A 19,997-nucleotide genomic window follows, 5' to 3' on the forward strand; every position below is an offset into this window, starting at 1 on the left:
TGCCAGCAGAGGAACCACCGGACCCGGGGAAACCGCGCGCAGGCAGACGGTGGCTCCGGTTCTTCAGGCAAGCGCCTTCTCGACGAGCGCGCGGATCCTGGCCTCCGTCGCGCCATCGAGGGAGGTGATGGTCCACGCCACCGGATGCATGTGGGCACCTTCCTCACGTGCGGGGTTCACCACTTCGCCAAACCCGAAGGCGATGAAGTCCTGATCCGGTTTGATGTAGCAGACGTCCTTGCCGTCCTTCACATAGAAGGGCAGCCCCCAGCGCAGGAACGGCTCCAGCGAGGGCGCGCTCTCCCGGATGATGTGGTGCAGGCGCTCTGCGATCTCCCGGTAGGGTGCCGGGGTTGCGCCCAGTTTGGCGAGCACTGCCGCGTCGCCCTTTTTCGTGAACATCGTGTCCACGCCTCCTTCACGTCCGGGATGCCGCCAGGCATCGGGTAGTGGCGGGCACCGGCTACCCGGTCCCGGGTCTGATCGTACGCGCGCGTCCGCGAACAGTCCCCCGTCGGGACAGTTGGGAACCACGGTGGCCGCACGAGAACCAAGGCCGACGGCGGTGCCCCGCCCTCCGAGAGCCCGACGGTGATCGCCCGTGCGCCGATGACGGCTTCGCCGGAATCGACCGAGTCCGCGAATTCGGGAATGGCCGGGCGGTGTCGGACGTTGAGGCGGGTGTGAGTACATTTTCTGATTCAAACGCACCGTCCTTTCCCGTGGTCAAGTCGGACGAGGAGTGGAAGCGCGAGCTGACGCCCGAGGAGTACCAGGTGCTGCGCCAGGCCGGCACCGAGCGGCCGTTCACCGGGGAGTACTGGGACAGCACGACCGAGGGTGTCTATGCCTGCCGCGCCTGCGGTGCCGAGCTGTTCACCAGCAACGAGAAGTTCGGATCGCATTGCGGCTGGCCGTCCTTCTTCGCCCCGCTGGCCGAGGGGACCGTGCGCTACCTGCATGACTCGTCCCTGGGCATGGAGCGGATCGAGGTGAGGTGCGCTTCCTGCGATTCGCATCTGGGCCACCTGTTCGAGGGCGAGGGCTACGACACCCCGACGGACCAGCGGTTCTGCATCAACTCGGTTTCATTGACGCTACAGCCCTCGCAGTCGTAGCAGGCTGGCCGTCTGTGGGGCTGCCGCCGGCCCTCACGCCCTAGAGGCCGACAGATTCTTAGGCTCAGCCAGCTGTCGCACCAGCACTACTTGATCTCTCCTACGCTGGAAGCACCATCACGGCAGCAGGCCGCAGCATCCGGCGCGGCCCCGGAGACGATTCGAGGTGCAGGACGATGTCCCAGGCAACCATCACGCACGAGACCCACCACGGACACGACGGCGACGTGGCCCGGGACCCGGCCTGGCTGGAGCTGAAGGCGGCGGCCACCGCCCTGCAGGAACTGCAGGTCAAGGACGGCTCCGTGCCCGAGCCGTCCGACCACGCCCGGGCCGCCGAACTCACCGCCACGATCGCCGCGTCCATTGCCGGGCTGCGCCACCACTTCGAACACGACGGCGCCTACCTGGACCGCCTCGTGGAGGACTTCCGCGGCTGGGCCGACGGCGGCTTCGGCATCCCCGACTTCCTCGACTCCCTGCAGGCCTTCCAGCCGCAGCTGGACCGTGTCGACGGGCTGCGCCACCTGGTCGTGTTCCCGATGTACACGCAGAACGGCTCCGCCAACCGCTTCGTCGAGGCCGTCCTGGTCGAGGTCATCTGGCCCGACTTCATCGCCGAACTCGAGGCCGGGGCCTACTCCAACCGGCTGTTCGTGCCACTGCGCTTCCTGGACTTCACCCCCGGCTACGACACCAACTCCGCGGTGCTCTTCCCCGAATCGGTCGCGATGCGCGAGACCCCGGCGTTCACCTGGGGCGCCATCTTCCAGGACCGCGAGGCGGCCCGCTACCGCCGCGTCGTCGCCGCCGCCGCCGAGACCACCAACCTCGAGCTGCCCGCCGAGGCCGCCGAGCTGGTCGCCAACCAGCAGCTGGCCGAGGAGACGTTCATCATGTGGGACATGATCCACGACCGCACCCACATGCGCGGTGACCTGCCCTTCGACCCGTTCATGATCAAGCAGCGCATGCCCTTCTTCCTCTACTCGCTCGAGGAGCTGCGCTGCGACCTGACGGCCTTCCGCGAATGCGTCAAGATCGCCGCCAGCCCGGATTCGGCCCCCGAGGCCGCCCGCCACGCCCGCCTGGTGCAGTACGCGGTGATCTTCGACCGCATCTTCCGCTTCGCCATCACCGGCAACCGGGTGCGCAACTACGACGGCCTCGGCGGGCAGCTGCTCTTCGCCTGGATGCACCAGCACCACGTGTTGCACTGGACCGACACCAAGCTCACCATCGACTGGGATGCCGTCCCCGAGGTCGTCAGCGCCCTGGGCGATGCCATCGATGAGCTCTACTGGCGCTCCATCGACCGTCCGAAGCTGGCCCACTGGCTGGCCGCCTACGAGCTGGTCTCCGCGACCGTCACCCCGCACCCGGCCTCCGTCTGGGCCAAGGGCAAGGACGCGCTGCCGTTGACGGAGCCGCTGAAGGAGATGACCAACCAGGTCCTGGACGACGAGTTCCCGCTCTCGATGTTCTACGAGGCGCTGGGCAAGAAGATGAAGCCGGTGATCGAATCCACCGTGGGCATCACCGCAGCCGATGAACCGGCCGCGGCCTAGACTGCACCCATGACCACCGCACAGTCCCCCACCGTCCTCATCGCCGGAGCCACCTCCGCCTCCGGCGTCGCCGCCGCACAGGCATTGCACGACGCCGGTGCCCGGGTCCTCGTCGCCGGCACCAGTGCCGAACGCCTCGCCGAACGCCTGCCGTTCGCCGCGGCACGCTACGTGGCCGACCTGTCGGATCCCGTGGCGACGGTCTCGCTGGCTGACCGGATCCACGACGAGGTCGGGCCCATCGACGGGCTCATCCACCTGGTCGGCGGCTGGCGCGGCGGCAAGGGGCTCGCCGGGCAGTCGGACGAGGACTACGACTTCCTGCACCGCAACGTGGTCACGACCCTGCGCAACACCTCCCGGGCCTTCTATGCCGACATCGCCGCCTCGCCGGTGGGGCGGCTGGCGGTGGTCTCCTCCACAGCCGTGCAGCGCCCCACTGGCTCGGGCGCGAACTACGTGGCGGCCAAGGCCGCGGCCGAGGCCTGGACCATGGCCGCCGCCGCCGGGCTGCGGGCGGCCCAATCGGGCAACAAGTCGGACCCGGTGCCCCAACATTCTGCCGCCGTCGTCCTGGTCATCAAGGCGTTCGTCGACGCCGCTGCCCGCGCGCAGGACCCGGAGCGCGGCTTCGACGGATTCACCGACGTGGACGACTTCGCCCGCGCGGTGGCCGGCCTGTTCGACGCGGATGCGGCGACACTGAACGGGACCCGCATGTCCCTGGTGCCGCGGGCATAGACTGGCACCATTTCCCGATCAGCAACTTCTGAGGATAAACGTGAGCACTTCCCTGCACGACACCATGGTCCGCGGCTTCGCATCGGACAACTACTCCGGGGTCCATCCCGAGGTCCTCGAGGCCGTGGCGGCCGCCAACGGCGGGCACCAGATCGCCTACGGCGAGGACGAATACACCGAGCGGCTCGGCCATGTGATCCTGAAGCACTTCGGCCCGGCCACGGAGGCCTTCCCCGTCTTCAACGGCACCGGGGCCAACGTGACCTCGCTGCAGGCACTGTTGCCGCGGTGGGGTGCCGTGATCTGTGCCGAGACCGCCCACATCAACGTGGACGAGAACGGCGCGCCCGAGCGGGTCGGCGGGATCAAGCTGCTGTCCGTGCCGACACCCGACGGAAAGCTGACCCCGGAGCTGATCGACCGCGAGGCGTGGGGCTGGGGCGACGAACACCGCGCCCAGCCTCTGGCCGTGTCGCTGACGCAGTCCACCGAGCTGGGCACCCTGTACACGGTGGACGAGCTCAAGGCGATCACCTCGCACGCCCACGAGCGCGGCATGAAGGTGCACATGGACGGCGCCCGCCTCTCCAACGCCGCGGCCGCCCTCGGGGTCCCCTTCCGCGCCTTCACCCGCGACGCGGGCATCGACATCCTGAGCATGGGCGGGACCAAGAACGGCCTGATGTACGGCGAAGCCGTCGTCGTCCTGGATCCGGAGGCGGCCACCGGGCTGAAGTACCTGCGCAAGATGAACATGCAGCTCGGCTCGAAGATGCGCTTCATCTCCGCCCAGCTCATCGCCCTCTACGACGGCGACCTCTGGCTCCGCTCGGCCTCCCACGCCAACGCCATGGCCCAGCGGCTGCGCGCCGCGGTCGAGGACATCGATGGCCTGGAGGTCACCCAGCCGACCGAGTCGAATGCCGTGTTCGCGAAGCTGCCCCCGGCTGCGGCCGACCGCGTCCGCGAGGATTTCCGGTTCTACGACTGGGATGAAGCCGCCGGCGAGGTCCGCTGGATGTGCGGTTTCGACACCACCGAGGAGGACGTCGACCGCTTCGCCGCCGCGATCCGCGAACAGGTCGCCGCCGGCTAGCTCCGGCCCCGGCGTCGGGGGCCGCCGCCACGGCGGCCGTCCCCGACGCCTCAGCTCCCGCCCAGGCGCGCCTCGGCGATGGTCGGTTCGAAGAGCTCAACCGGATTGCCCGAAGGGTCCTCGACCAGCACCTGCCGGCCCCCGACCCCGGAGACCACATCGTTGCGGAAGCGGACCCCGTGCGCGCGCAGCGTCGCCACGGTGGCATCCACGTCCGGGACCTCCAGCGAGAACCGGTTCCATCCGCCCGGTATCGGGCGGCGTCCGTCGGCCGCCCCCTGGCTTCCCCCGCCCTCCGGACCCGGGGCGCTGAGCACCAGCTGCAGGTCGCCCCGGGACAACATGGCGAAGGTGGGCGCCGGATGCATGACCTCGCGGAACCCCAATTCCGTGCAGTAGAACGACAGTGCCTCCTCCACGTCGTCGACGATGTATCTGACCCTGACCGTGGCCATGGCGGTCCCTCCCTGCCGATTCCGCTTCAAGGGTAGCCCCGTTCGCGCTGGCCGGGCGGATATGATCGCCTCTCACCGGGCGGGGGCCTCCGCCGGTCCGTCCTGCTCGAAGGAGCTTCCGTGAACAAGCGCTCCACCACCCCGCTCGAGCAGCGCATCGATGCGGCAGCCCACCGGCTGATCGAGCGGTTCCCGGACAGCACGGCGACGAAGGTCCTCGTCGAATTCGCGGTCTTCGTCCTCAAGCAGGCCTGGGCCTGCGTGTTCGGCGCAGCGATGCTGGCCGTGCTGTTCGCCACGCGTCTCTGGTACCCCGACGGCGCTGCCCTGGCCCGCAACGACGCGGTCAACGCTGGCCGCGGTGGCCATCCAGGTCCTCATGGTGGCTTGCCGGCTGGAGACGCTGCGCGAGTTGCGGGTCATCATCTTGTTCCATCTGGTCGGCACCGGCATGGAAGTGTTCAAGACCAGCGTCGGCTCGTGGATCTACCAGGGAGAGGGGGGGCTCCATCTCGGCAACGTCCCCTTGTACAGCGGGTTCATGTACGCGGCCGTGGGTTCCTACATGGTCCGGGTCTTCCGGCTCTTCGACCTGCGTTTCGAGCGCTACCCCCGGCGTTGGGTGACCGCGCTGCTGGCGGGCGCCATCTACCTGAACTTCTTCACACACCACTACATCTGGGATCTGCGCTGGCTGCTGCTGGCGGCGGTCCTGGTGGTCTTCGGCAGGTGCTGGATGCACTTCCGGGTCTTCCGGCTCCGGCTGCGCATGCCGCTGGTGGCCGCCTTCATGCTGGTGGCGGTCTTCATCTGGTTGGCCGAGAACATCGCCACGTGGTCGAACGCCTGGGCCTACCCGGACCAGCTCGACGGCTGGCACCCCGTGTCGATCGCCAAGCTCGGATCGTGGCTGCTGCTGATGATCATTTCGGTGGTGCTGGTGACCTGGGTCTATCCGCCGGAAGAACCACACCGGGAACAGGCCGGATCCCAGCTGCGCAGGCCCCTGGCTAGGAAACCCACGCCGTGATCACGCCCAGGACCAGTGAAACCGCCAGGACCAGGGTGAAGACCCGCGGCAGGACCCAGCGGCTGACCTGCGATTCGGCATCGGCGGCCGGTGCGTCCGCGCTCGAACCCACGACGGGGACGGCCCGCACGCCGGCGGGAGTAGCCACCGCCAACTCGTAGGCCAGCAGGAGTCGTGAGGGCGATGCCATGGTTGCCAGCGATGCCGCGACGTTGGTGGCGGCGACGATCTGCAGCACCGAACTGCCCAACGCGGTGGCCACCTGCGATTGCGTGGAGGTCAGCATCGCATTGGCCGCCGTGTTCGAACCGGTGATGAAGCCCGCCAGCGCATTGATGGCCGGTGCGGCCAGCAGATAGCCCTCTCCGGCTCCTGCCAATGCCGCGCCCAGGGCTGCCCCCATCCCGGTGGCGGCCAGGAGGGATCCCAGCACCGTAAAGCATAAGGTCACGACACCCACGGGCCTCCACGTCCGGTAGGCCAGGCCGGCCCGATGGAGAAGTCCCGCTTCGGGCCCACCGCTTCCGCCTCGATGGCCTGCGGCGTACTGCGCGGTAACGCACGCCACGATGAGCCAGATTGCTGGACTGCTGGCAGCCCGGACCGCCAGGTTCGCCTCCAGCGGCGCCGTTGCTGCCCGCGCGGCCAACAAGCCCACGGCCATGACGGCGTACGGCGCCGCCGCACGCACCACCGCCCGTCCGGCAGCGACCAGGCTGCCCTGCATCCGGTAGGCCAACAGGTGGGCGACGATGACCAGCAGCGAACCGAGCACGCCGGCCAAAGGAGTTCCCAGGGCTGCGTTGGCCCCGAGGATCCCCGCCCAGAGCAGCACCGCACTGCCGGTGGACGCCAGGAACAGCCGGCCGATCCGCTCGTCGTGACGCAACAACACGGTCAACAGCAGCGCGGCGCCGAGCATCACCGGCAAGGACAGCAGGGCGGAGCGGACGCCGACGTCCTGCAACGACGTGCCCGACAGTTCCGAGGCCAGCAGGGTCCCGGGGCCGAGGGCACCCCAGGGGACGGCCAACAGCCCCAGCACTGCGAAGATCGTCGCACGCGGCACCGAGTGCCCCAGAAGCCGCAGGATCGGGACGCCGACCGTGACGCCGATCCCGAAGCCGGTCACCGACTCGGCGAAGGGGACCAGCCCGAACACCACCAGCACGGTCCCTGCGTGCGTGGACGGCGCACTGGAGTGCAGCCAGGTGGAGATGGCGGACATGGCCCCGGTGCTGGACATGATGCGGCTGAGCAGGACCCCGGCATAGAGGATCAGCAGGATCTCCACGATCGTCGGGGCGAACGCGGCCAGCGATCCCAGGACCACCATCCAGGGCGTCGGGAAGAACGCCAGCGCCATGGCGATGCCGGCACCGAGCGACCACAGGGAGACGCGCGTGGCGCGAACGCCCAGGAAGAACAACAGCACGGCGACCAGTATCGGAACCGCTGCGGCCACCGCCTGCACCATCGTCCTCCCCCTCGTCCTCGTCTCGTCGCGAAACCGGCGGCCCGGGAAGCCGGTCCCGTTCCGAAGACCACCGTAGTGCACGACCGGTCCCCGGGTTCCCGGGACCGGACCGCGCCGCCGACCGCCCCCCCCCCCCCCCCCCCCCCCCCCCCCCCCCCCCCCCCCCCCCCCCCCCCCCCCCCCCCCCCCCCCCCCCCCCCGGGAGCGTGACCGCTCTTGGCAACCTGGCGCAGGTTCCCCCAGACTTCATGACGGCGCTCTCGGCGCTCCGTCAGGCGGATTGCCGTGCCGAAATGCATCTGGCGGAGATTCCCGCACCGGCCCGGCTCGCGCCGTTCGCCGTGGCCCTGTCCGCCGAGGTGTTCGAGCCGTCGACGGCCGGCCACGGATCCCTCCACGGACCGGCTGCCGCTGCCCTGGCCGAGGCGCGCACCCTGGGCCACAACGAGGATGAACTGGCAACCGGCCGATTCATCCTGCTCCACGATCCCCAGGGTTCGGATCTCTGGAAGGGAACCTTCAGGATCGTCACCTATATCCGGGCACAACTCGATGCCGCCATGGGCAACGACCAGATGCTCGGTTCCGTCGCCTGGACCTGGTTGCTCGACGCGTTGCGGGAGAACGAGGCCCGGTACAGCGAGGCCGGGGGCACGGCGACGCGCATGCTCTCCCAGAGCTTCGGCAGCCTCCAGAAACGGGCGGAAACGATCGACATCGAGTTGCGCGCCTCCTGGACCCCCGACGGCCCCGACGTGCGCGCGCACCTGGAAGCGTGGAGCGACATGGTGTGCACGTTCGCCGGCCTGCCGCCCCTGCCGGAAGGCGTCACGGCCCTGCCCCTCCGCCGGAGGAACTAAATCAACTAGAATTGGTTCCATCATGACCATTTCGCGCACCGACAGCACCCCTGAACACACCGACGAAGGGGACCAGGCGCCACCGGTACCGGAACCGATCCCGCTGACGGAACCGCGCGATGGCGTCCCGCCGGTTGTGAACACCGATGCCGGGCTCCGGCGTGCGGCGCGTGCCCTCGCGGCAGGCCACGGACCGGTCGCCGTCGACGCGGAGCGGGCTTCCGGCTTCCGCTACGGCCAACGGGCCTTCCTCGTCCAGCTCCGGCGGGAGGGGGCCGGCACGTGGCTCATCGACCCGGTGCCCTTCGAGGATCTGCTGCCCCTCAACGAGGCCCTCTCCGGAGTGGAGTGGATCCTGCACGCGGCGACCCAGGACCTGCCCTGCCTGAAGGAGTTGGGCATGACGCCCGACGCGCTCTTCGACACGGAGCTCGCCGGTCGCATCGCGGGGCTGCCCCGCGTCGGCCTGGGCCACATCGTGGAGGCCCTGCTCGGGCTGCGCCTGGCCAAGGAGCACTCGGCGGCCGACTGGTCCACCCGCCCGTTGCCGGGCCCCTGGCTGCGCTATGCGGCCCTCGACGTCGAGGTGCTCGACGACTTGCGCTTGGCGCTGATCTCCCTGCTGGAGGAGTCGGGCAAGCTGGAGTTCGCCCTGGAGGAATTCGAGGCCATCCGCACGGCGCCCGACCCGGCACCGCGGGTGGATCCGTGGCGGCGCACCTCCGGGCTGCACCAGCTGCGCGACCGACGCCAGCTTGCCGCCGTGCGCGCGCTGTGGACCGAACGCGAGTCCCTGGCCGAGAACAGGGACGTGGCACCGGGCCGGTTGATTCCCGATGCGTCGCTCATCGCAGCCGCCAAGGCCATGCCGGCCACCGTTCCCCAGCTGCTGAAGACCCCGGGTTTCCACGGGCGCGCTGCTGGCAAGGAGGCCCCCCGGTGGCTGCGCTGCCTGCAGGAGGCGCGGAACGACGACGATCTGCCCCCCATGCACATTTCCTCCTCGGCCCCGCCGCCGGCCAGGACGTGGGTCGACAAGGACGAGGACGCCGCGCGGCGCCTGAACACCGCCAAGCCGCGCATCGCCCGGCGCGCCGAGGAGCTGGACATGCCGATCGAGAACCTCCTGACCCCCGATACCCTGCGTCGGCTGGCTTGGCGTCCCCCCGCGGACATCGGACCCGAGTCCATCGCCGAGGCCCTGTCCGCGCTGGGGGCCCGCCCCTGGCAGGTGCGCCAGACGGCGCCGATCATCACCGTCGCGTTCCTGGATCCGGAACCGCTGCCGGCCAGGCGTTCCTCCTCCAGGTCCTGACCGACGGAGGCCGCCACCGCGTGAGCTGCACCGCAGCCTGCGTGGCGGTGGGCGAGCCCTGTCCGGGCTCCTCCTTGCAGCTTTGGTTACTCGTGAGTAACATATGGGTTGGATCACATTCTTCCCACGCAAGGAGCATCTCCCGTGAGCCCCACCCCCACACGCCCGCTGCCACGCCAGCGTCAGGTCCGCGACGTCGTCTTCGTCGACGGCGTGCGCACGCCCTTCGGCAAGGCCGGAGACAAGGGCATCTACCACGGGACGCGCGCCGACGACCTGGTGGTCAAGTGCGTCCGCGAACTGCTCCGGCGCAATCCCTCGCTGCCGCCCGAACGCGTCGATGAAGTGGCCATCGCCGCCACCACGCAGACCGGCGACCAGGGATTGACCCTTGGCAGGACCGCCGCCCTGCTTGCCGGGCTTCCCCAATCCGTTCCCGGCTACGCCATTGACCGCATGTGCGCCGGGGCGATGACCGCCGTGACCAGCACCGCCGGTTCGATCGCCTTCGGCGCCTACGACGTCGTCATCGCCGGCGGGGTCGAGCACATGGGCAACCACCCGATGGGCGCCGGCGCCGACCCCAACCCGCGCTTCCTCTCCGAGCGCCTGGTCGATCCCGCCGCCCTGAACATGGGCAACACCGCGGAAAACCTCCATGACCGCTTCCCCGCCATTACCAAGGAGCGGGCCGACCGGTACGCCATGGCCAGCCAGGCCAAGCTCGCAGCCGCCTACGAGGACGGGCACATCCAGCCCGACCTCGTCCCCGTGGCCGCGCGGCGCCCGGGTGAGGGCTGGGCCCTGAACTCCGTCGACGAACCGCCGCGTCCGGGTACCACGATGGAGGACCTGGAGGCCCTGCGCACCCCCTTCCGGCCCCATGGCCACGTCACTGCGGGCAATGCCGCCGGGCTGAACGACGGGGCCACCGCCGCGCTACTGACTTCAGCGGAGACCGCCGCGGAACTGGGCCTGCCGGCGAAGATGCGGCTGGTGGGCTACGCGTTCGCCGGCGTCGAGCCGGAGGTGATGGGCATCGGCCCGGTGCCCGCCACCGAGAAGGCCCTCACCCAGGCGGGACTGTCCATCGAGGACATCGGCCTGATCGAGATCAACGAGGCCTTCGCCGTCCAGGTGCTCTCCTTCCTGGACCACTACGGCATCGCCGACGATGACCAGCGGGTGAACCGCTATGGTGGGGCCATCGCCGTCGGGCATCCGCTGGCCTCCTCGGGCGTGCGCCTGATGAACCAGCTGGCCCGGCAGTTCGAGGCCGACCCCACCGTGCGCTTCGGCCTGACCACCATGTGCGTCGGGCTGGGCATGGGCGGCACCGTCATCTGGGAAAACCCGCACCACGCCGACTACGGGAAGGACGCCTGAGACATGGCTGCACAGGATTTTGACCGCTTCGGGGTGCTCGCCGAGCAGGTGCCCGACGAGATCGTCACCCATACGCTGGTCTCCGACGTCCAGTTGCCCTCCGGCAAGACGCTGGCACTGCTGACCCTGGACAACGGCCTGGACCACTCCAAGCCAACGACACTGGGCCCGGCCACCCTCATCGAGCTGGGCCGCGAGCTGTCCCGCCAGCACGAGCGCGCGGCCGCCGGGGACATCGCCGCCCTGGCCGTGACCGGCAAACCGCACTTCCTGGTGGCCGGGGCCGACCTGACCACCGTGAAGACCCTGAAGAACTCCGACAGCGGCGTGTTGATGGCCGAGCTGGGGCACGCGGCCTACGACCTGCTGGCCGATCTCGGGGTCCCGACGTTCGCCTTCATCAACGGCGTCGCCCTCGGCGGCGGGCTCGAAATCGCCCTGGCCTGCACCTACCGCACGGTCTCCTCCGGGGCCAACGGCATCGGGTTGCCGGAGGCCTTCATCGGGCTGGTCCCCGGCTGGGGCGGCGTCTACCGCTTGCCGCGCCTGATCGGCCCCGAAGCGGCGATGACCGTCATGATCGAGAACCCGTTGAACAACAACCGCTCGCTCAACGGCGCCGCTTCCCACCAGCTCGGGATCGCCGACGCCCTCTTCGAGCCCGCCGACTTCATCGAGCAGTCGCTCACCTGGGCCGACTCCGTCCTCGGCGGAGCCGCGGTCGAGCGCCCGCACGCGGTCGACCCCGCCGCCGACTCCGCGGCTGCAGAGCGCTGGGACGCTGCAGCGGCCAAGGCGCGCGCCTTCGTGGAGGCCAAGACCGCGAATGCCGCGCCGGCGCCGGGCAAGGTCCTCGACGTCTTCGAGGCGGGAAAGACGATCAGCCAGGCCGAGTCCGCCCGGCTCGAATGCGCCGCCCTGACCGAACTGATGCAGACGCCCCAGTTCCAGGACACGGTCTACGCCTTCCTGGACCTGGTGCAGAAGCGCGCCAAGCGCCCGGCCGGCGCCCCCGAGGCGAAACTCGCCCGCCCGGTCACCAAGATTGGCGTCGTCGGCGCCGGGCTCATGGCCGGGCAATTCGCCCTGCTGTTCGCCAAGGCCCTCAAGGTCCCGGTGGTCATCACCGACATCGACCAGGAACGGGTCGACAAGGGCCTGGCCTACATCCATGGCGAGGTCGACAAGCTGCTGGCCAAGAAGCGCATCTCCGCCGATGCGGCCAACCGCACGAAGGGCCTCGTCACCGGCTCCATCACCAAGGACGCCTTCGCCGATGCCGATCTGGTCATCGAGGCGGTCTTCGAGGAACTGCAGGTCAAGAAGCAGGTCTTCGCCGAGGTGGAGGCCGTGGTCTCCCCCGAGTGCATCCTGGCGACCAACACCTCATCCCTGTCCGTGACGGAGATGGCGGCGGACCTGAAGCACCCCGAACGCGTCGTCGGGTTCCACTTCTTCAACCCCGTGGCCGTGATGCCGCTGATCGAGATCGTGCGTGCGCCGAAGACCGACGACGTCGTGCTGGCGACCGCCTTCGCCGTGGCCAAGCAGCTGCGCAAGACCGCGGTGCTGGTCAAGGACTCGGCGGCCTTCGTCGTCAACCGCGTGCTGCTGCGGCTGATGGGCGAGGTCTCCAACGCCTTCGACGACGGCACACCCGCCGACGTCGCCGACAACGCCCTGCGCCCCATGGGCCTGCCGATGAGCCCGTTCACGCTGCTGGCCATGGTCGGCATCCCCGTCGCCCAACACGTCACCGAATCGCTGCACGCCGCATTTGGCGACAGGTTCCGCGTGTCGGCCAACCAGCAGGCGCTGATCGACAACGGCCTGAAGTCGCTGTGGGCCAGGAACGACGACGGGACGCAGTCGATCCCGGACTCCACCCTGGCGTTGCTCCAGTTCGGGGACTCACCCAGCACGGCCGAGGAGCTGCTCGTGCGCACCCAGGACGCGCTGGCCGAGGAGATCGGCATGATGCTCGACGAGGGCGTCGTCGCCGGACCCGAGGACATCGACCTGTGCATGATCCTCGGCGCCGGTTGGCCGATGCACTTGGGCGGGATCACGCCGTACCTGGACCGCGTGGGTGCCTCCGAGCGGGTGCGCGGCACCCGCTTCCACACGGACTGAGGATCCTCGGGCGCAGCGGCGGCGGACACGTGCGGCGCAGGGCCCGAGGCGGCGCACCCGGGCCGCACAACATGAAAGAATCGTTGGCATGAGTACCATCGCACGCCCCTGCCGCCGCCTTGTCCTGGGAACCACGCTCGTCGCCGGAGCCACCGCGCTGACCGCGTGCGGGGACGGCTCCTCCGCGGCACCGGACAACAACCCCCAGGCCATCCCCGACCCCTCCGGCAAGCCGCTGGTCGTCGCCGACGCGGCCGACCTCCCGGTCGGGTCCATGGTCAACGTCGCCCGGGAGGGCTCCGACGACGCCTACCTGCTCTACCGCCAGGACGAGCAGACCGTCCTGGCCTACACCTCCGTCTGCACGCACGCCGGCTGCCAGGTCGGCCCGGGCGAGGGCGATTTCCACTGCCCGTGCCACAACTCTCACTTCAGCGCCGAGGACGGAACCGCCACGGCCGGGCCCGCCCGTGATGCGCTGACGCGGTACGCCGCCGAGGTCTCCGACGGGAAGATCCTCCTCTACCCGTAGGTGTCGCGGGAACCTGCGTTGCGGGTTCGAGCCCTCGCCGTCCGGGCCCTCCGGTGCCACAATGTGCCTATGGAACAGTTCACAGCGCATGCGACCGGACGCCGTACGATCCTGGGGGGAACGCTCGCGGTCGGCGCCGGCGCCGCTCTGGCGGCCTGCGGCGGCGGCAACGAACCCCAGGCGATTCCGGATCCCACGGGCCAGCCGGCCAAGGCGACCACCACAGCGGACCTGCCGGTGGGTGGCAGCCTCTCGGTCGCCGTGCAGGGCGACACCTACCTGCTCTACCGCCAGGACGAGTCCACTGTCCTGGCCTATACCGCCATTTGCACGCACCAGGGCTGCACGGTCGGGCTGGGCAAGAACGACTTCAAGTGCCCCTGCCACGGTTCGGAGTTCTCCCATGAGGACGGCTCCCCCGTCGCCGGTCCCGCCAAGAAGCCCCTGGGCCGCTATGCCGCGGCCATCGACGGGCAGGACGTGCTGATCTACCTGTAGTCGATCAGCGGCGGACGCCGTGGAGCAGGAAGTCCGCGCTCCCCGGCTGCAGTCCGGCGATGGCCTCCCAGCCGGCGGACTCGGAGTCGTCCCGCAGGGCAATGGAATGAACCCCGTTCCACTCGCTGGCGACCACCCGGTGGTCGACGGCCCAATGGCTGGCCTGCCGGACGCCGTCGACCTCCCGGTCAAAGCGCAGGACCGCGCCGGGGGCATCGAGACTGGCCAGAACGTAGTCCGGTGGTTCGGGGTCCTCGACCGCGGACAACCGGGTGTCCTGCGCGGTGCCGGATGCGTCGTCGACCGCAGACCATGAGGCCTCGCGCCTGCCCGCGGCGACCAGCCGGCGCAGGACCAGGTACTCGCCGTAGCCCGGCAGCGTGCCGGCCGCCACCTGCCGGGTCAGGCCCGGCGGCAACTCGCGTTCGTCGCGGGTGCGCAGCGTCTCGCCGACGACCGGCAGGCTGCCGGTGTGGGTCCAGCTCGCTGGATTGTGCAGCAGCACCGGCTCGGCCATTCCCGTGGCGTGGAACCAGCTCAGATCCCAGTCGATGCCCGGGATGAAGCGGATCCGCGATTCGGCCAGGTAGGGCCCGTTCTCGCCCTCGAGGGCGACACGGGTCAACAGCACCGAGTACTTCCAGACGCGGCGCATCGCACCGATGCGCTGGCGGCCGTCCCCGAACACCTCCCAGCGTTCGAACTCCGGCGTCGCGTCGAGAAGTCCCCGCGGCGTGGACATGGCGCCCCCCTTAGAAGAGGGCCACCTTCGGCTCGCGCGGGAAGATCCGGTCCAGTTCGGCCAGGTCTTCGGCGGTCGGCGTCCAGCTGGCTGCCGCTGCGTTCTGCCGGACCTGGTCGACGCGGGTCGCCCCGGCGATGACGCTGGAGACCGGGGCCTGCGCGGCCAGCCACGAGAAGGCGACCTGGACCGGGGCGAGGTCGCGGGCGGCGGCGAAGTCGCCCAGCTCCGCGAGCTGGTCGAAGTCGGCCTTCTCCAGCAGGTTCTGCCGGGAATGCGTCAGGCGGCTGCCTTCGGGGGCGCGGCCGGTGGAGTACTTGCCGGTGAGCAGCCCGTTGGCCAGCGGGAAGTAGGGCAGCACACCCAGCCCGTAGGCCTGCGAGGCCGGCAGGACCTCCAGCTCGGCGCGGCGGTCCAGCAGGTTGTAGTGGTTCTGGCTGGAGACGAAGCGGGTGTAGCCGCCGGAGCGGGCGGTGAATTCGGCCTCGGCGATCTGCCAGCCGGCCCGGTTGGAGTGGCCGATGTAGCGGACCTTGCCGGAGGCGACCAGGTCGTCCAGGGCGGCCAGCGTCTCGTCGATCGGGGTGAGCGGATCCGGGGTGTGGAACTGGTACAGATCGATGTAGTCGGTGCCCAGCCGGCCGAGCGAGGCCTCGACGGCGCGCATGATGTACCGGCGGGACCCGCGGGCGCCGAAGTCCCGCCCGTTGGCGCCGCCGGCGTCCATGCCGAACTTGGTGGCGACGATGACCTCGTCGCGGTGCCCGCCGAGGGCCTTGCCGAGACGGGCCTCGGAGAGGCCGGGTTCGCGGCCATAGGTGTCGGCGGTGTCGAACAGCGTGATCCCCGCGTCCAGGGCGGCATGCACGACGGCGTCGGTCCCCTCCTGCGTCTCGGTGGCGGTGCCGCTGCGGCCGAGGTTGTTGCAGCCCAGCCCCACGACGGAGACGGTGAGACCCGAGCGGCCCAGGCGGCGGTACTCCATGTCGGGGTGTGCCTGCGGGGCGGGGGTGCGGGTGGAGTTGCTGGCGGTGCTCACGTCGAGGGATCCTTTCGGGAGGGGCGCGGGATGGGCCGGTGGGCGGGCCGGGGAAGCGGGTCTCAGGACAGCGAGAACGGGCCCTTGGGCGGCATCGGGTACTTCTGCTTCGCCGCGTCGGGGTCCTCGTACGGGGCGACGCCGATCGAGAGCTTGGTGAAGTCGAGCTTGGCCTGCCGGATGCAGACGGTGATCGCGGAGACCGCCTTTGAAGGTTCAGGGGACAGGATGCGGATATTGAGCTTGCGGGGCGCGAAGTCGCTGGATTCCACGGTGCCCAGTCCGCGCCAGGCCAGGTGCCCACGCAGGGCCTCGACCGCCTTGTCGCGCAGGTACTCGTCGCGTTGGGTACCCGCGGCGGACTTCAGTGCATATTGGGCGATCACCCAGGACTGGTCCGAGTCCGCGAGTTCGGCGTACCCGTCCTCGGAGCATTGCTGGGCGAAGGCCTCCATCAGCGCGGTGCCCTTCTCGGCGTCCACGTCGACCGCCTGCTGGGTGGTGGACTGGTGCCCCACGGTCCCGTGGTTCACGACGAATTGGCCGGTCGGCTCGCCGTCGGCCTGTTCGAACCAGGCCTCGCGGAACTGCAGGACCCCGTCGTCGTCGCGCCGGTAGGTTCGCTGGATCGGCATGGGGGTTCTCCTCGGGTCATGGCGTTGGCGTGGCAGGCCGGCCACCGATCGGTGGCGGCGGCCCCTCGGGAACTAGCCTACTGCCTGCGCCACCAGGCGCCTGCCGCGGGCGAACCAGGTGTCGATGGTGGAGGCAAACGGCTCGTCCCCGTCCCGCACCCGTGCCAGCAGGTCCGCGGCCGCCGAGCGCATCCGCTCCACGAGCTCCGGCGGGTAGGCCATCAGCTGCGCGTGCTCGGCGAACTCGTCCTCGTCGTCGAGCAGGACAGATCCGTCGGCGGTGCCGACGACGTCCAGGTCCATGTCGATGGAGTTGAACTCCCAGCCGACCGGCTTCAGCGGCCGCCATCCGAGGTTGTGGGACACGTCGAGGTAGACGCGGAGCCGCTCCGGATGGTGTTCATCGTAGAACGTGCCGACCCAGTCGCCGTGCCGGGGGAAGAGGCAGATGGCATCGGAAGCGGCGTGGAAGGCCGAGCCGGGGCGGGAGACCAGCGAACCGGTGGGCTGAATGACCCAGTGCCCGTGGTCATCGGCACCCAGGTACCGGCCGGGCACGACCCAGTGGGCCCCGCCGTCGTACTTCCAGGCACGGGCCATCACGAAGTCGCCCTCCGCGATGCCCTCCGGCGATGCCGCCAGTCCCTGCGGCAGGCTCACAGTCGCGGGATCTGGCCGGTGGGCAGGTCCTGGCCAGGCAGCGGGCGGGCGAAGGGGACCTTGGTGCCCAGCACCTGCGCCAGCGTATCCTGCGCGATCTGGTTGGCGGTTAGGCCCACGCGCTCCAGGACCTGGTTGCGTGAGCCGTGCTTGAGGAACTCCACGGGCAGGCCGACCTCGTTCAGCGCGGTGTCGACGCCTGCGGCGCGCATCTCCTGGCGGATCCGCGAGCCGACGCCCCCGGCCTTCACCCCATCCTCGATGCAGACCACGATGCGGTGGCGGGCGGCCAGGCCGATGATGGAGCGCGCCACCGGCAGGACCCACCGCGGGTCAACGACGGTGGAGCTGACGCCCTGGGCCTCGAGCCGTTCGGCGACGTCCAGGCTGAGCGAGGCCATGGAGCCGACGGCGACGATCAGCACGTCGCGGTCCCCGGAGCCGTGCCGGGCGAGGACGTCCACGCCGTCGTCGAGTCGCTCGATAGCCTCCAGTTCCTGGCCGACGCTGCCCTTGGAGAAGCGCACGACCGTGGGCGCGTCGTTGACCGCCACGGCCTCGCGCAACTCCTCGCGCAGCCGGGTCGCATCGCGCGGGGCGGCCAGCGACAGGCCCGGGACCGACTGCAGCAGCGCCAAGTCCCACATGCCGTGGTGGCTGGGCCCGTCGGGACCGGTCACCCCGGCACGGTCCAGGACGACGGTGACACCGGCCCGGTGCAGTGCCACGTCCATGAGCAGCTGGTCGTAGGCCCGGTTCAGGAACGTGGCGTAGAGGGCGACGACGGGGTGCAGCCCGCCGAAGGCCATACCGGCGGCGCTGGTCATGGCGTGCTGTTCGGCGATGCCGACGTCAATGACCCGGTCCGGGTGGCGTTCGGCCATCGTGGACAGGCCCACGGGGATGAGCATGGCCCCGGTAACCGCGACGATGTCGGCGCGTTCGTCCGCGATGTCGGCGATCTCCTCGCCGAAGACGGAGGTCCAGGACTGGGCGCCGGGGCGCTGGACCGGTTCGCCGGTCTCCGGGTCGATGACCCCGACGGAGTGCATCTGGTCGGCCATGTCCGCCAGTGCGGGCGGGTAGCCGCGGCCCTTCTCGGTGAGCGTGTGCACGATGACCGGGCCCTCGTAGTTGCGCGCCTGCTGCAGCGCCTCCTCGACGGCGGCGAGGTTGTGTCCGTCGATCGGGCCGATGTACTTCATGCCCAGGTCCTCGAACAGGCCCTGCGGGGCCCACCAGTCCTTGATGCCCTTCTTGGTGGCGTGCAGCGACTTGTAGGTGAAGCGGCTGACCGCCCCGCCCTGCTGCAGGCGGTCCTTCCACCAGGCCAGGGTGTCCTCGTAGACCGGGTGGGTCCGGACCTTGTCCAGGGTGCGTTGGCGCAGCCCGGCCAGCTGCTCGGCCAGACCGCCGATGGTCGGGGCGTAGGAGCGGCCGTTGTCGTTGACGACGATGACGACCCGCCGGTGCGGGTCGGCGGCAATGTTGTTCACGGCCTCCCACGCCATGCCACCGGTCAGGGCGCCGTCCCCGACGACTGCGACGACGTAGCGGTCGCCCTCGCCGGCGATCTTGCGGGCCCGCGAGATGCCCTCGGCCCAGGACAACGAGGACGAGGCGTGGGAGGACTCCACGATGTCGTGGACCGATTCGGCCCGTTCCGGGTAGCCGGCCAGCCCGCCCTGCTGGCGCAGCGTGGAGAAGTCCTGCCGGCCGGTGACCAGCTTGTGCACGTAGGACTGGTGGCCCGTGTCGAAGACGATCGAGTCGGTCGGCGAGTCGAAAACCCGGTGGATGCCGAGGGTCAGTTCCACAACGCCGAGGTTGGGCCCGAGGTGCCCGCCGGTGCGGGCGACGTTGGCGACCAGGAAGGACCGGATCTCCTCGGCGAGGTCCTGCAACTGCGCCAAGCTCAGCCGGCGCAGGTCGCTCGGCTCGCCGATGGTCTCAAGCAATCCCATGCGGGGTCGTCCTTTCGATGCCGTGAAGATCAATCCATCGTACTGCCGCCCCTCACCCGATCACGAGTCCGCGTGCACCGCGGCACCCAGCCCCTGGAAGGAGGCCACGCCGTCGTGCCCCTCCACGTGCAAGGTCCACGCGGGGCGATGCAGCCGGTCGGGCGTCAGCCGCAGCAGCTGCACGTCCTCTGCGGCAGCACTCCACTGCTTCCGGTGGATGCCGTTGGGCTCGTAGCCGACCGCGCGGGAGACACCCAGCGATGCCGCGTTCCAGCCTGCGGCCTCGGACTCGGCCACCTCGGCTCCGAGATGGTCGAAGGCATACAGGACGACGGCGGTGCGCATCTCGGTGCCGATCCCCCGGCCCTGCGCCGATTGCCGAAGCCAGGAACCGGTGGACACGGTGCGCAGCGTGCCGAACTCCACGGCCACCAGATCCTGCATGCCCACCAACTCCCCCTCGTGCCAGACGCCGAAGGGCAACGTCCACGCTGCGGCCGTGGTCTGCGCCCGCGTCCGCCAGACGTGCACGGCCATGTTCGCCGGGAGCTCGGCCTCCGGCACGGACGTCCAGGGGTAGGAGAAGGGACTGCGTGCCGGGTCGTGGATGCCGGATTGGGCCGCGGCGATGAAGGCGGGGATGTCGTCGTCGGTCATCGGGCGCAACACCAGGCGCCGGGTGGTCAGGCGCAGGTCGAAGAGCGGCCACGGGATCGTCGGGTTCTCCATGGGGTGAGTCTAGGGTGCG

The 19,997-nt window shown here is 70.0% G+C and carries 19 protein-coding genes and 1 pseudogene; 11 read left to right on the top strand and 9 right to left on the bottom strand.

Annotation, left to right across the window (positions count from 1 at the left end; translation table 11 throughout):
- Positions 1-63 precede the first annotated feature (63 nt).
- Positions 64-402, bottom strand: a complete 339-nt coding sequence (locus AB8M85_RS05665) for a DUF1801 domain-containing protein (protein WP_372698527.1) — start codon at positions 400-402, stop codon at positions 64-66.
- A 281-nt stretch (positions 403-683) separates the two neighbouring features.
- Between AB8M85_RS05665 and msrB the strand changes: the two genes are divergently transcribed.
- The 4 genes from msrB (at position 684) to AB8M85_RS05685 (ending at position 4,523) form a co-directional block, all read left to right on the top strand.
- Positions 684-1,118, top strand: coding sequence for a peptide-methionine (R)-S-oxide reductase MsrB (msrB, locus tag AB8M85_RS05670; protein ID WP_372697812.1), 435 nt, complete (start codon positions 684-686; stop codon positions 1,116-1,118).
- 176 nt (positions 1,119-1,294) lie between these two features.
- Positions 1,295-2,686 (top strand): DUF6421 family protein, encoded by a 1,392-nt coding sequence (locus AB8M85_RS05675; RefSeq protein WP_372697813.1) that lies wholly within the window; start codon positions 1,295-1,297, stop codon positions 2,684-2,686.
- A gap of 9 nt (positions 2,687-2,695) precedes the next feature.
- Positions 2,696-3,427 carry an SDR family NAD(P)-dependent oxidoreductase gene (locus AB8M85_RS05680; protein ID WP_372697814.1) on the top strand — a complete coding sequence of 244 codons (732 nt, stop codon included), beginning with the start codon at positions 2,696-2,698 and terminating at the stop codon, positions 3,425-3,427.
- A gap of 64 nt (positions 3,428-3,491) precedes the next feature.
- A complete protein-coding gene (locus AB8M85_RS05685; RefSeq protein ID WP_372698528.1) occupies positions 3,492-4,523 on the top strand; it encodes a low specificity L-threonine aldolase in 1,032 nt (343 codons plus the stop codon).
- A gap of 50 nt (positions 4,524-4,573) precedes the next feature.
- On the opposite strand, the gene AB8M85_RS05690 is transcribed toward AB8M85_RS05685, so the two are convergent.
- On the bottom strand, positions 4,574-4,978 hold the full coding sequence (locus tag AB8M85_RS05690) for a VOC family protein (RefSeq protein ID WP_372697816.1): 405 nt from the start codon (positions 4,976-4,978) through the stop codon (positions 4,574-4,576).
- Positions 4,979-5,098: 120 nt separating this feature from the next.
- On the opposite strand from AB8M85_RS05690, the pseudogene AB8M85_RS05695 reads away from it, so the two are divergent.
- A pseudogene (locus AB8M85_RS05695) lies at positions 5,099-6,008 on the top strand (DUF817 domain-containing protein).
- Here the strand turns inward: AB8M85_RS05695 and AB8M85_RS05700 are convergent.
- Positions 5,989-7,473 carry an L-lactate permease gene (locus AB8M85_RS05700; RefSeq protein WP_372697817.1) on the bottom strand — a complete coding sequence of 495 codons (1,485 nt, stop codon included), beginning with the start codon at positions 7,471-7,473 and terminating at the stop codon, positions 5,989-5,991. The pseudogene AB8M85_RS05695 and the gene AB8M85_RS05700 overlap by 20 nt on opposite strands.
- Positions 7,474-7,733: 260 nt before the next feature.
- Here AB8M85_RS05700 and AB8M85_RS05705 point away from each other — a divergent pair, with 260 nt between their 5' ends.
- The 6 genes from AB8M85_RS05705 (at position 7,734) to AB8M85_RS05730 (ending at position 14,209) form a co-directional block, all read left to right on the top strand.
- The gene (locus tag AB8M85_RS05705; RefSeq protein WP_372698529.1) at positions 7,734-8,345 is read left to right on the top strand and encodes a DUF3000 domain-containing protein; all 612 of its coding nucleotides are present in this window, start codon (positions 7,734-7,736) and stop codon (positions 8,343-8,345) included.
- A gap of 22 nt (positions 8,346-8,367) precedes the next feature.
- A complete protein-coding gene (locus AB8M85_RS05710) occupies positions 8,368-9,660 on the top strand; it encodes an HRDC domain-containing protein (RefSeq protein WP_372697818.1) in 1,293 nt (430 codons plus the stop codon).
- 144 nt (positions 9,661-9,804) lie between these two features.
- A complete protein-coding gene (locus AB8M85_RS05715) occupies positions 9,805-11,046 on the top strand; it encodes an acetyl-CoA C-acyltransferase (protein WP_372697819.1) in 1,242 nt (413 codons plus the stop codon).
- Positions 11,047-11,049: 3 nt separating this feature from the next.
- Positions 11,050-13,179: a 3-hydroxyacyl-CoA dehydrogenase NAD-binding domain-containing protein gene (locus AB8M85_RS05720; protein WP_372697820.1), complete on the top strand. Its 2,130-nt coding sequence runs from the start codon at positions 11,050-11,052 to the stop codon at positions 13,177-13,179.
- Between the two features lie 88 nt (positions 13,180-13,267).
- The gene (locus AB8M85_RS05725; RefSeq protein WP_372697821.1) at positions 13,268-13,711 is read left to right on the top strand and encodes a ubiquinol-cytochrome c reductase iron-sulfur subunit; all 444 of its coding nucleotides are present in this window, start codon (positions 13,268-13,270) and stop codon (positions 13,709-13,711) included.
- Between the two features lie 69 nt (positions 13,712-13,780).
- Complete coding sequence (locus tag AB8M85_RS05730; RefSeq protein WP_372697822.1) at positions 13,781-14,209, top strand: Rieske (2Fe-2S) protein; 429 nt, start codon at positions 13,781-13,783, stop codon at positions 14,207-14,209.
- 4 nt (positions 14,210-14,213) lie between these two features.
- Here the strand turns inward: AB8M85_RS05730 and AB8M85_RS05735 are convergent, their stop codons facing one another.
- From AB8M85_RS05735 to AB8M85_RS05760, 6 genes are all read right to left on the bottom strand, one after another.
- A complete protein-coding gene (locus AB8M85_RS05735; RefSeq protein WP_372697823.1) occupies positions 14,214-14,951 on the bottom strand; it encodes a hypothetical protein in 738 nt (245 codons plus the stop codon).
- 10 nt (positions 14,952-14,961) lie between these two features.
- On the bottom strand, positions 14,962-15,936 hold the full coding sequence (locus tag AB8M85_RS05740) for an aldo/keto reductase (protein WP_372698530.1): 975 nt from the start codon (positions 15,934-15,936) through the stop codon (positions 14,962-14,964).
- A 116-nt stretch (positions 15,937-16,052) separates the two neighbouring features.
- Complete coding sequence (locus tag AB8M85_RS05745; RefSeq protein ID WP_372697824.1) at positions 16,053-16,625, bottom strand: hypothetical protein; 573 nt, start codon at positions 16,623-16,625, stop codon at positions 16,053-16,055.
- Positions 16,626-16,697: 72 nt separating this feature from the next.
- On the bottom strand, positions 16,698-17,285 hold the full coding sequence (locus tag AB8M85_RS05750) for a DUF402 domain-containing protein (protein WP_372697825.1): 588 nt from the start codon (positions 17,283-17,285) through the stop codon (positions 16,698-16,700).
- Positions 17,282-19,249: a 1-deoxy-D-xylulose-5-phosphate synthase gene (gene dxs / locus AB8M85_RS05755; RefSeq protein WP_372697826.1), complete on the bottom strand. Its 1,968-nt coding sequence runs from the start codon at positions 19,247-19,249 to the stop codon at positions 17,282-17,284. The genes AB8M85_RS05750 and dxs overlap by 4 nt, the downstream gene beginning before the upstream one ends.
- Positions 19,250-19,309: 60 nt before the next feature.
- Complete coding sequence (locus AB8M85_RS05760; protein WP_372697827.1) at positions 19,310-19,978, bottom strand: GNAT family N-acetyltransferase; 669 nt, start codon at positions 19,976-19,978, stop codon at positions 19,310-19,312.
- Positions 19,979-19,997 lie beyond the last annotated feature (19 nt).

This window comes from Arthrobacter sp. JSM 101049 (genome assembly GCF_041679245.1).
In the GTDB taxonomy this organism is placed as follows: Bacteria; Actinomycetota; Actinomycetes; order Actinomycetales; family Micrococcaceae; genus Arthrobacter_H.

Bases quoted from the DNA above. Each gene is read 5' to 3' on its own strand.
- AB8M85_RS05665 (WP_372698527.1), bottom strand. From the start codon at position 402: ATGTTCACGAAAAAGGGCGACGCGGCAGTGCTCGCCAAACTGGGCGCA.
- AB8M85_RS05675 (WP_372697813.1), top strand. From the start codon at position 1,295: ATGTCCCAGGCAACCATCACGCACGAGACCCACCACGGACACGACGGC.
- AB8M85_RS05680 (WP_372697814.1), top strand. From the start codon at position 2,696: ATGACCACCGCACAGTCCCCCACCGTCCTCATCGCCGGAGCCACCTCC.
- AB8M85_RS05685 (WP_372698528.1), top strand. From the start codon at position 3,492: ATGGTCCGCGGCTTCGCATCGGACAACTACTCCGGGGTCCATCCCGAG.
- AB8M85_RS05690 (WP_372697816.1), bottom strand. From the start codon at position 4,978: ATGGCCACGGTCAGGGTCAGATACATCGTCGACGACGTGGAGGAGGCA.
- AB8M85_RS05705 (WP_372698529.1), top strand. From the start codon at position 7,734: ATGACGGCGCTCTCGGCGCTCCGTCAGGCGGATTGCCGTGCCGAAATG.
- AB8M85_RS05710 (WP_372697818.1), top strand. From the start codon at position 8,368: ATGACCATTTCGCGCACCGACAGCACCCCTGAACACACCGACGAAGGG.
- AB8M85_RS05720 (WP_372697820.1), top strand. From the start codon at position 11,050: ATGGCTGCACAGGATTTTGACCGCTTCGGGGTGCTCGCCGAGCAGGTG.
- AB8M85_RS05725 (WP_372697821.1), top strand. From the start codon at position 13,268: ATGAGTACCATCGCACGCCCCTGCCGCCGCCTTGTCCTGGGAACCACG.
- AB8M85_RS05730 (WP_372697822.1), top strand. From the start codon at position 13,781: ATGGAACAGTTCACAGCGCATGCGACCGGACGCCGTACGATCCTGGGG.
- AB8M85_RS05735 (WP_372697823.1), bottom strand. From the start codon at position 14,951: ATGTCCACGCCGCGGGGACTTCTCGACGCGACGCCGGAGTTCGAACGC.
- AB8M85_RS05740 (WP_372698530.1), bottom strand. From the start codon at position 15,936: ATGGAGTACCGCCGCCTGGGCCGCTCGGGTCTCACCGTCTCCGTCGTG.
- AB8M85_RS05745 (WP_372697824.1), bottom strand. From the start codon at position 16,625: ATGCCGATCCAGCGAACCTACCGGCGCGACGACGACGGGGTCCTGCAG.
- dxs (WP_372697826.1), bottom strand. From the start codon at position 19,249: ATGGGATTGCTTGAGACCATCGGCGAGCCGAGCGACCTGCGCCGGCTG.
- AB8M85_RS05760 (WP_372697827.1), bottom strand. From the start codon at position 19,978: ATGGAGAACCCGACGATCCCGTGGCCGCTCTTCGACCTGCGCCTGACC.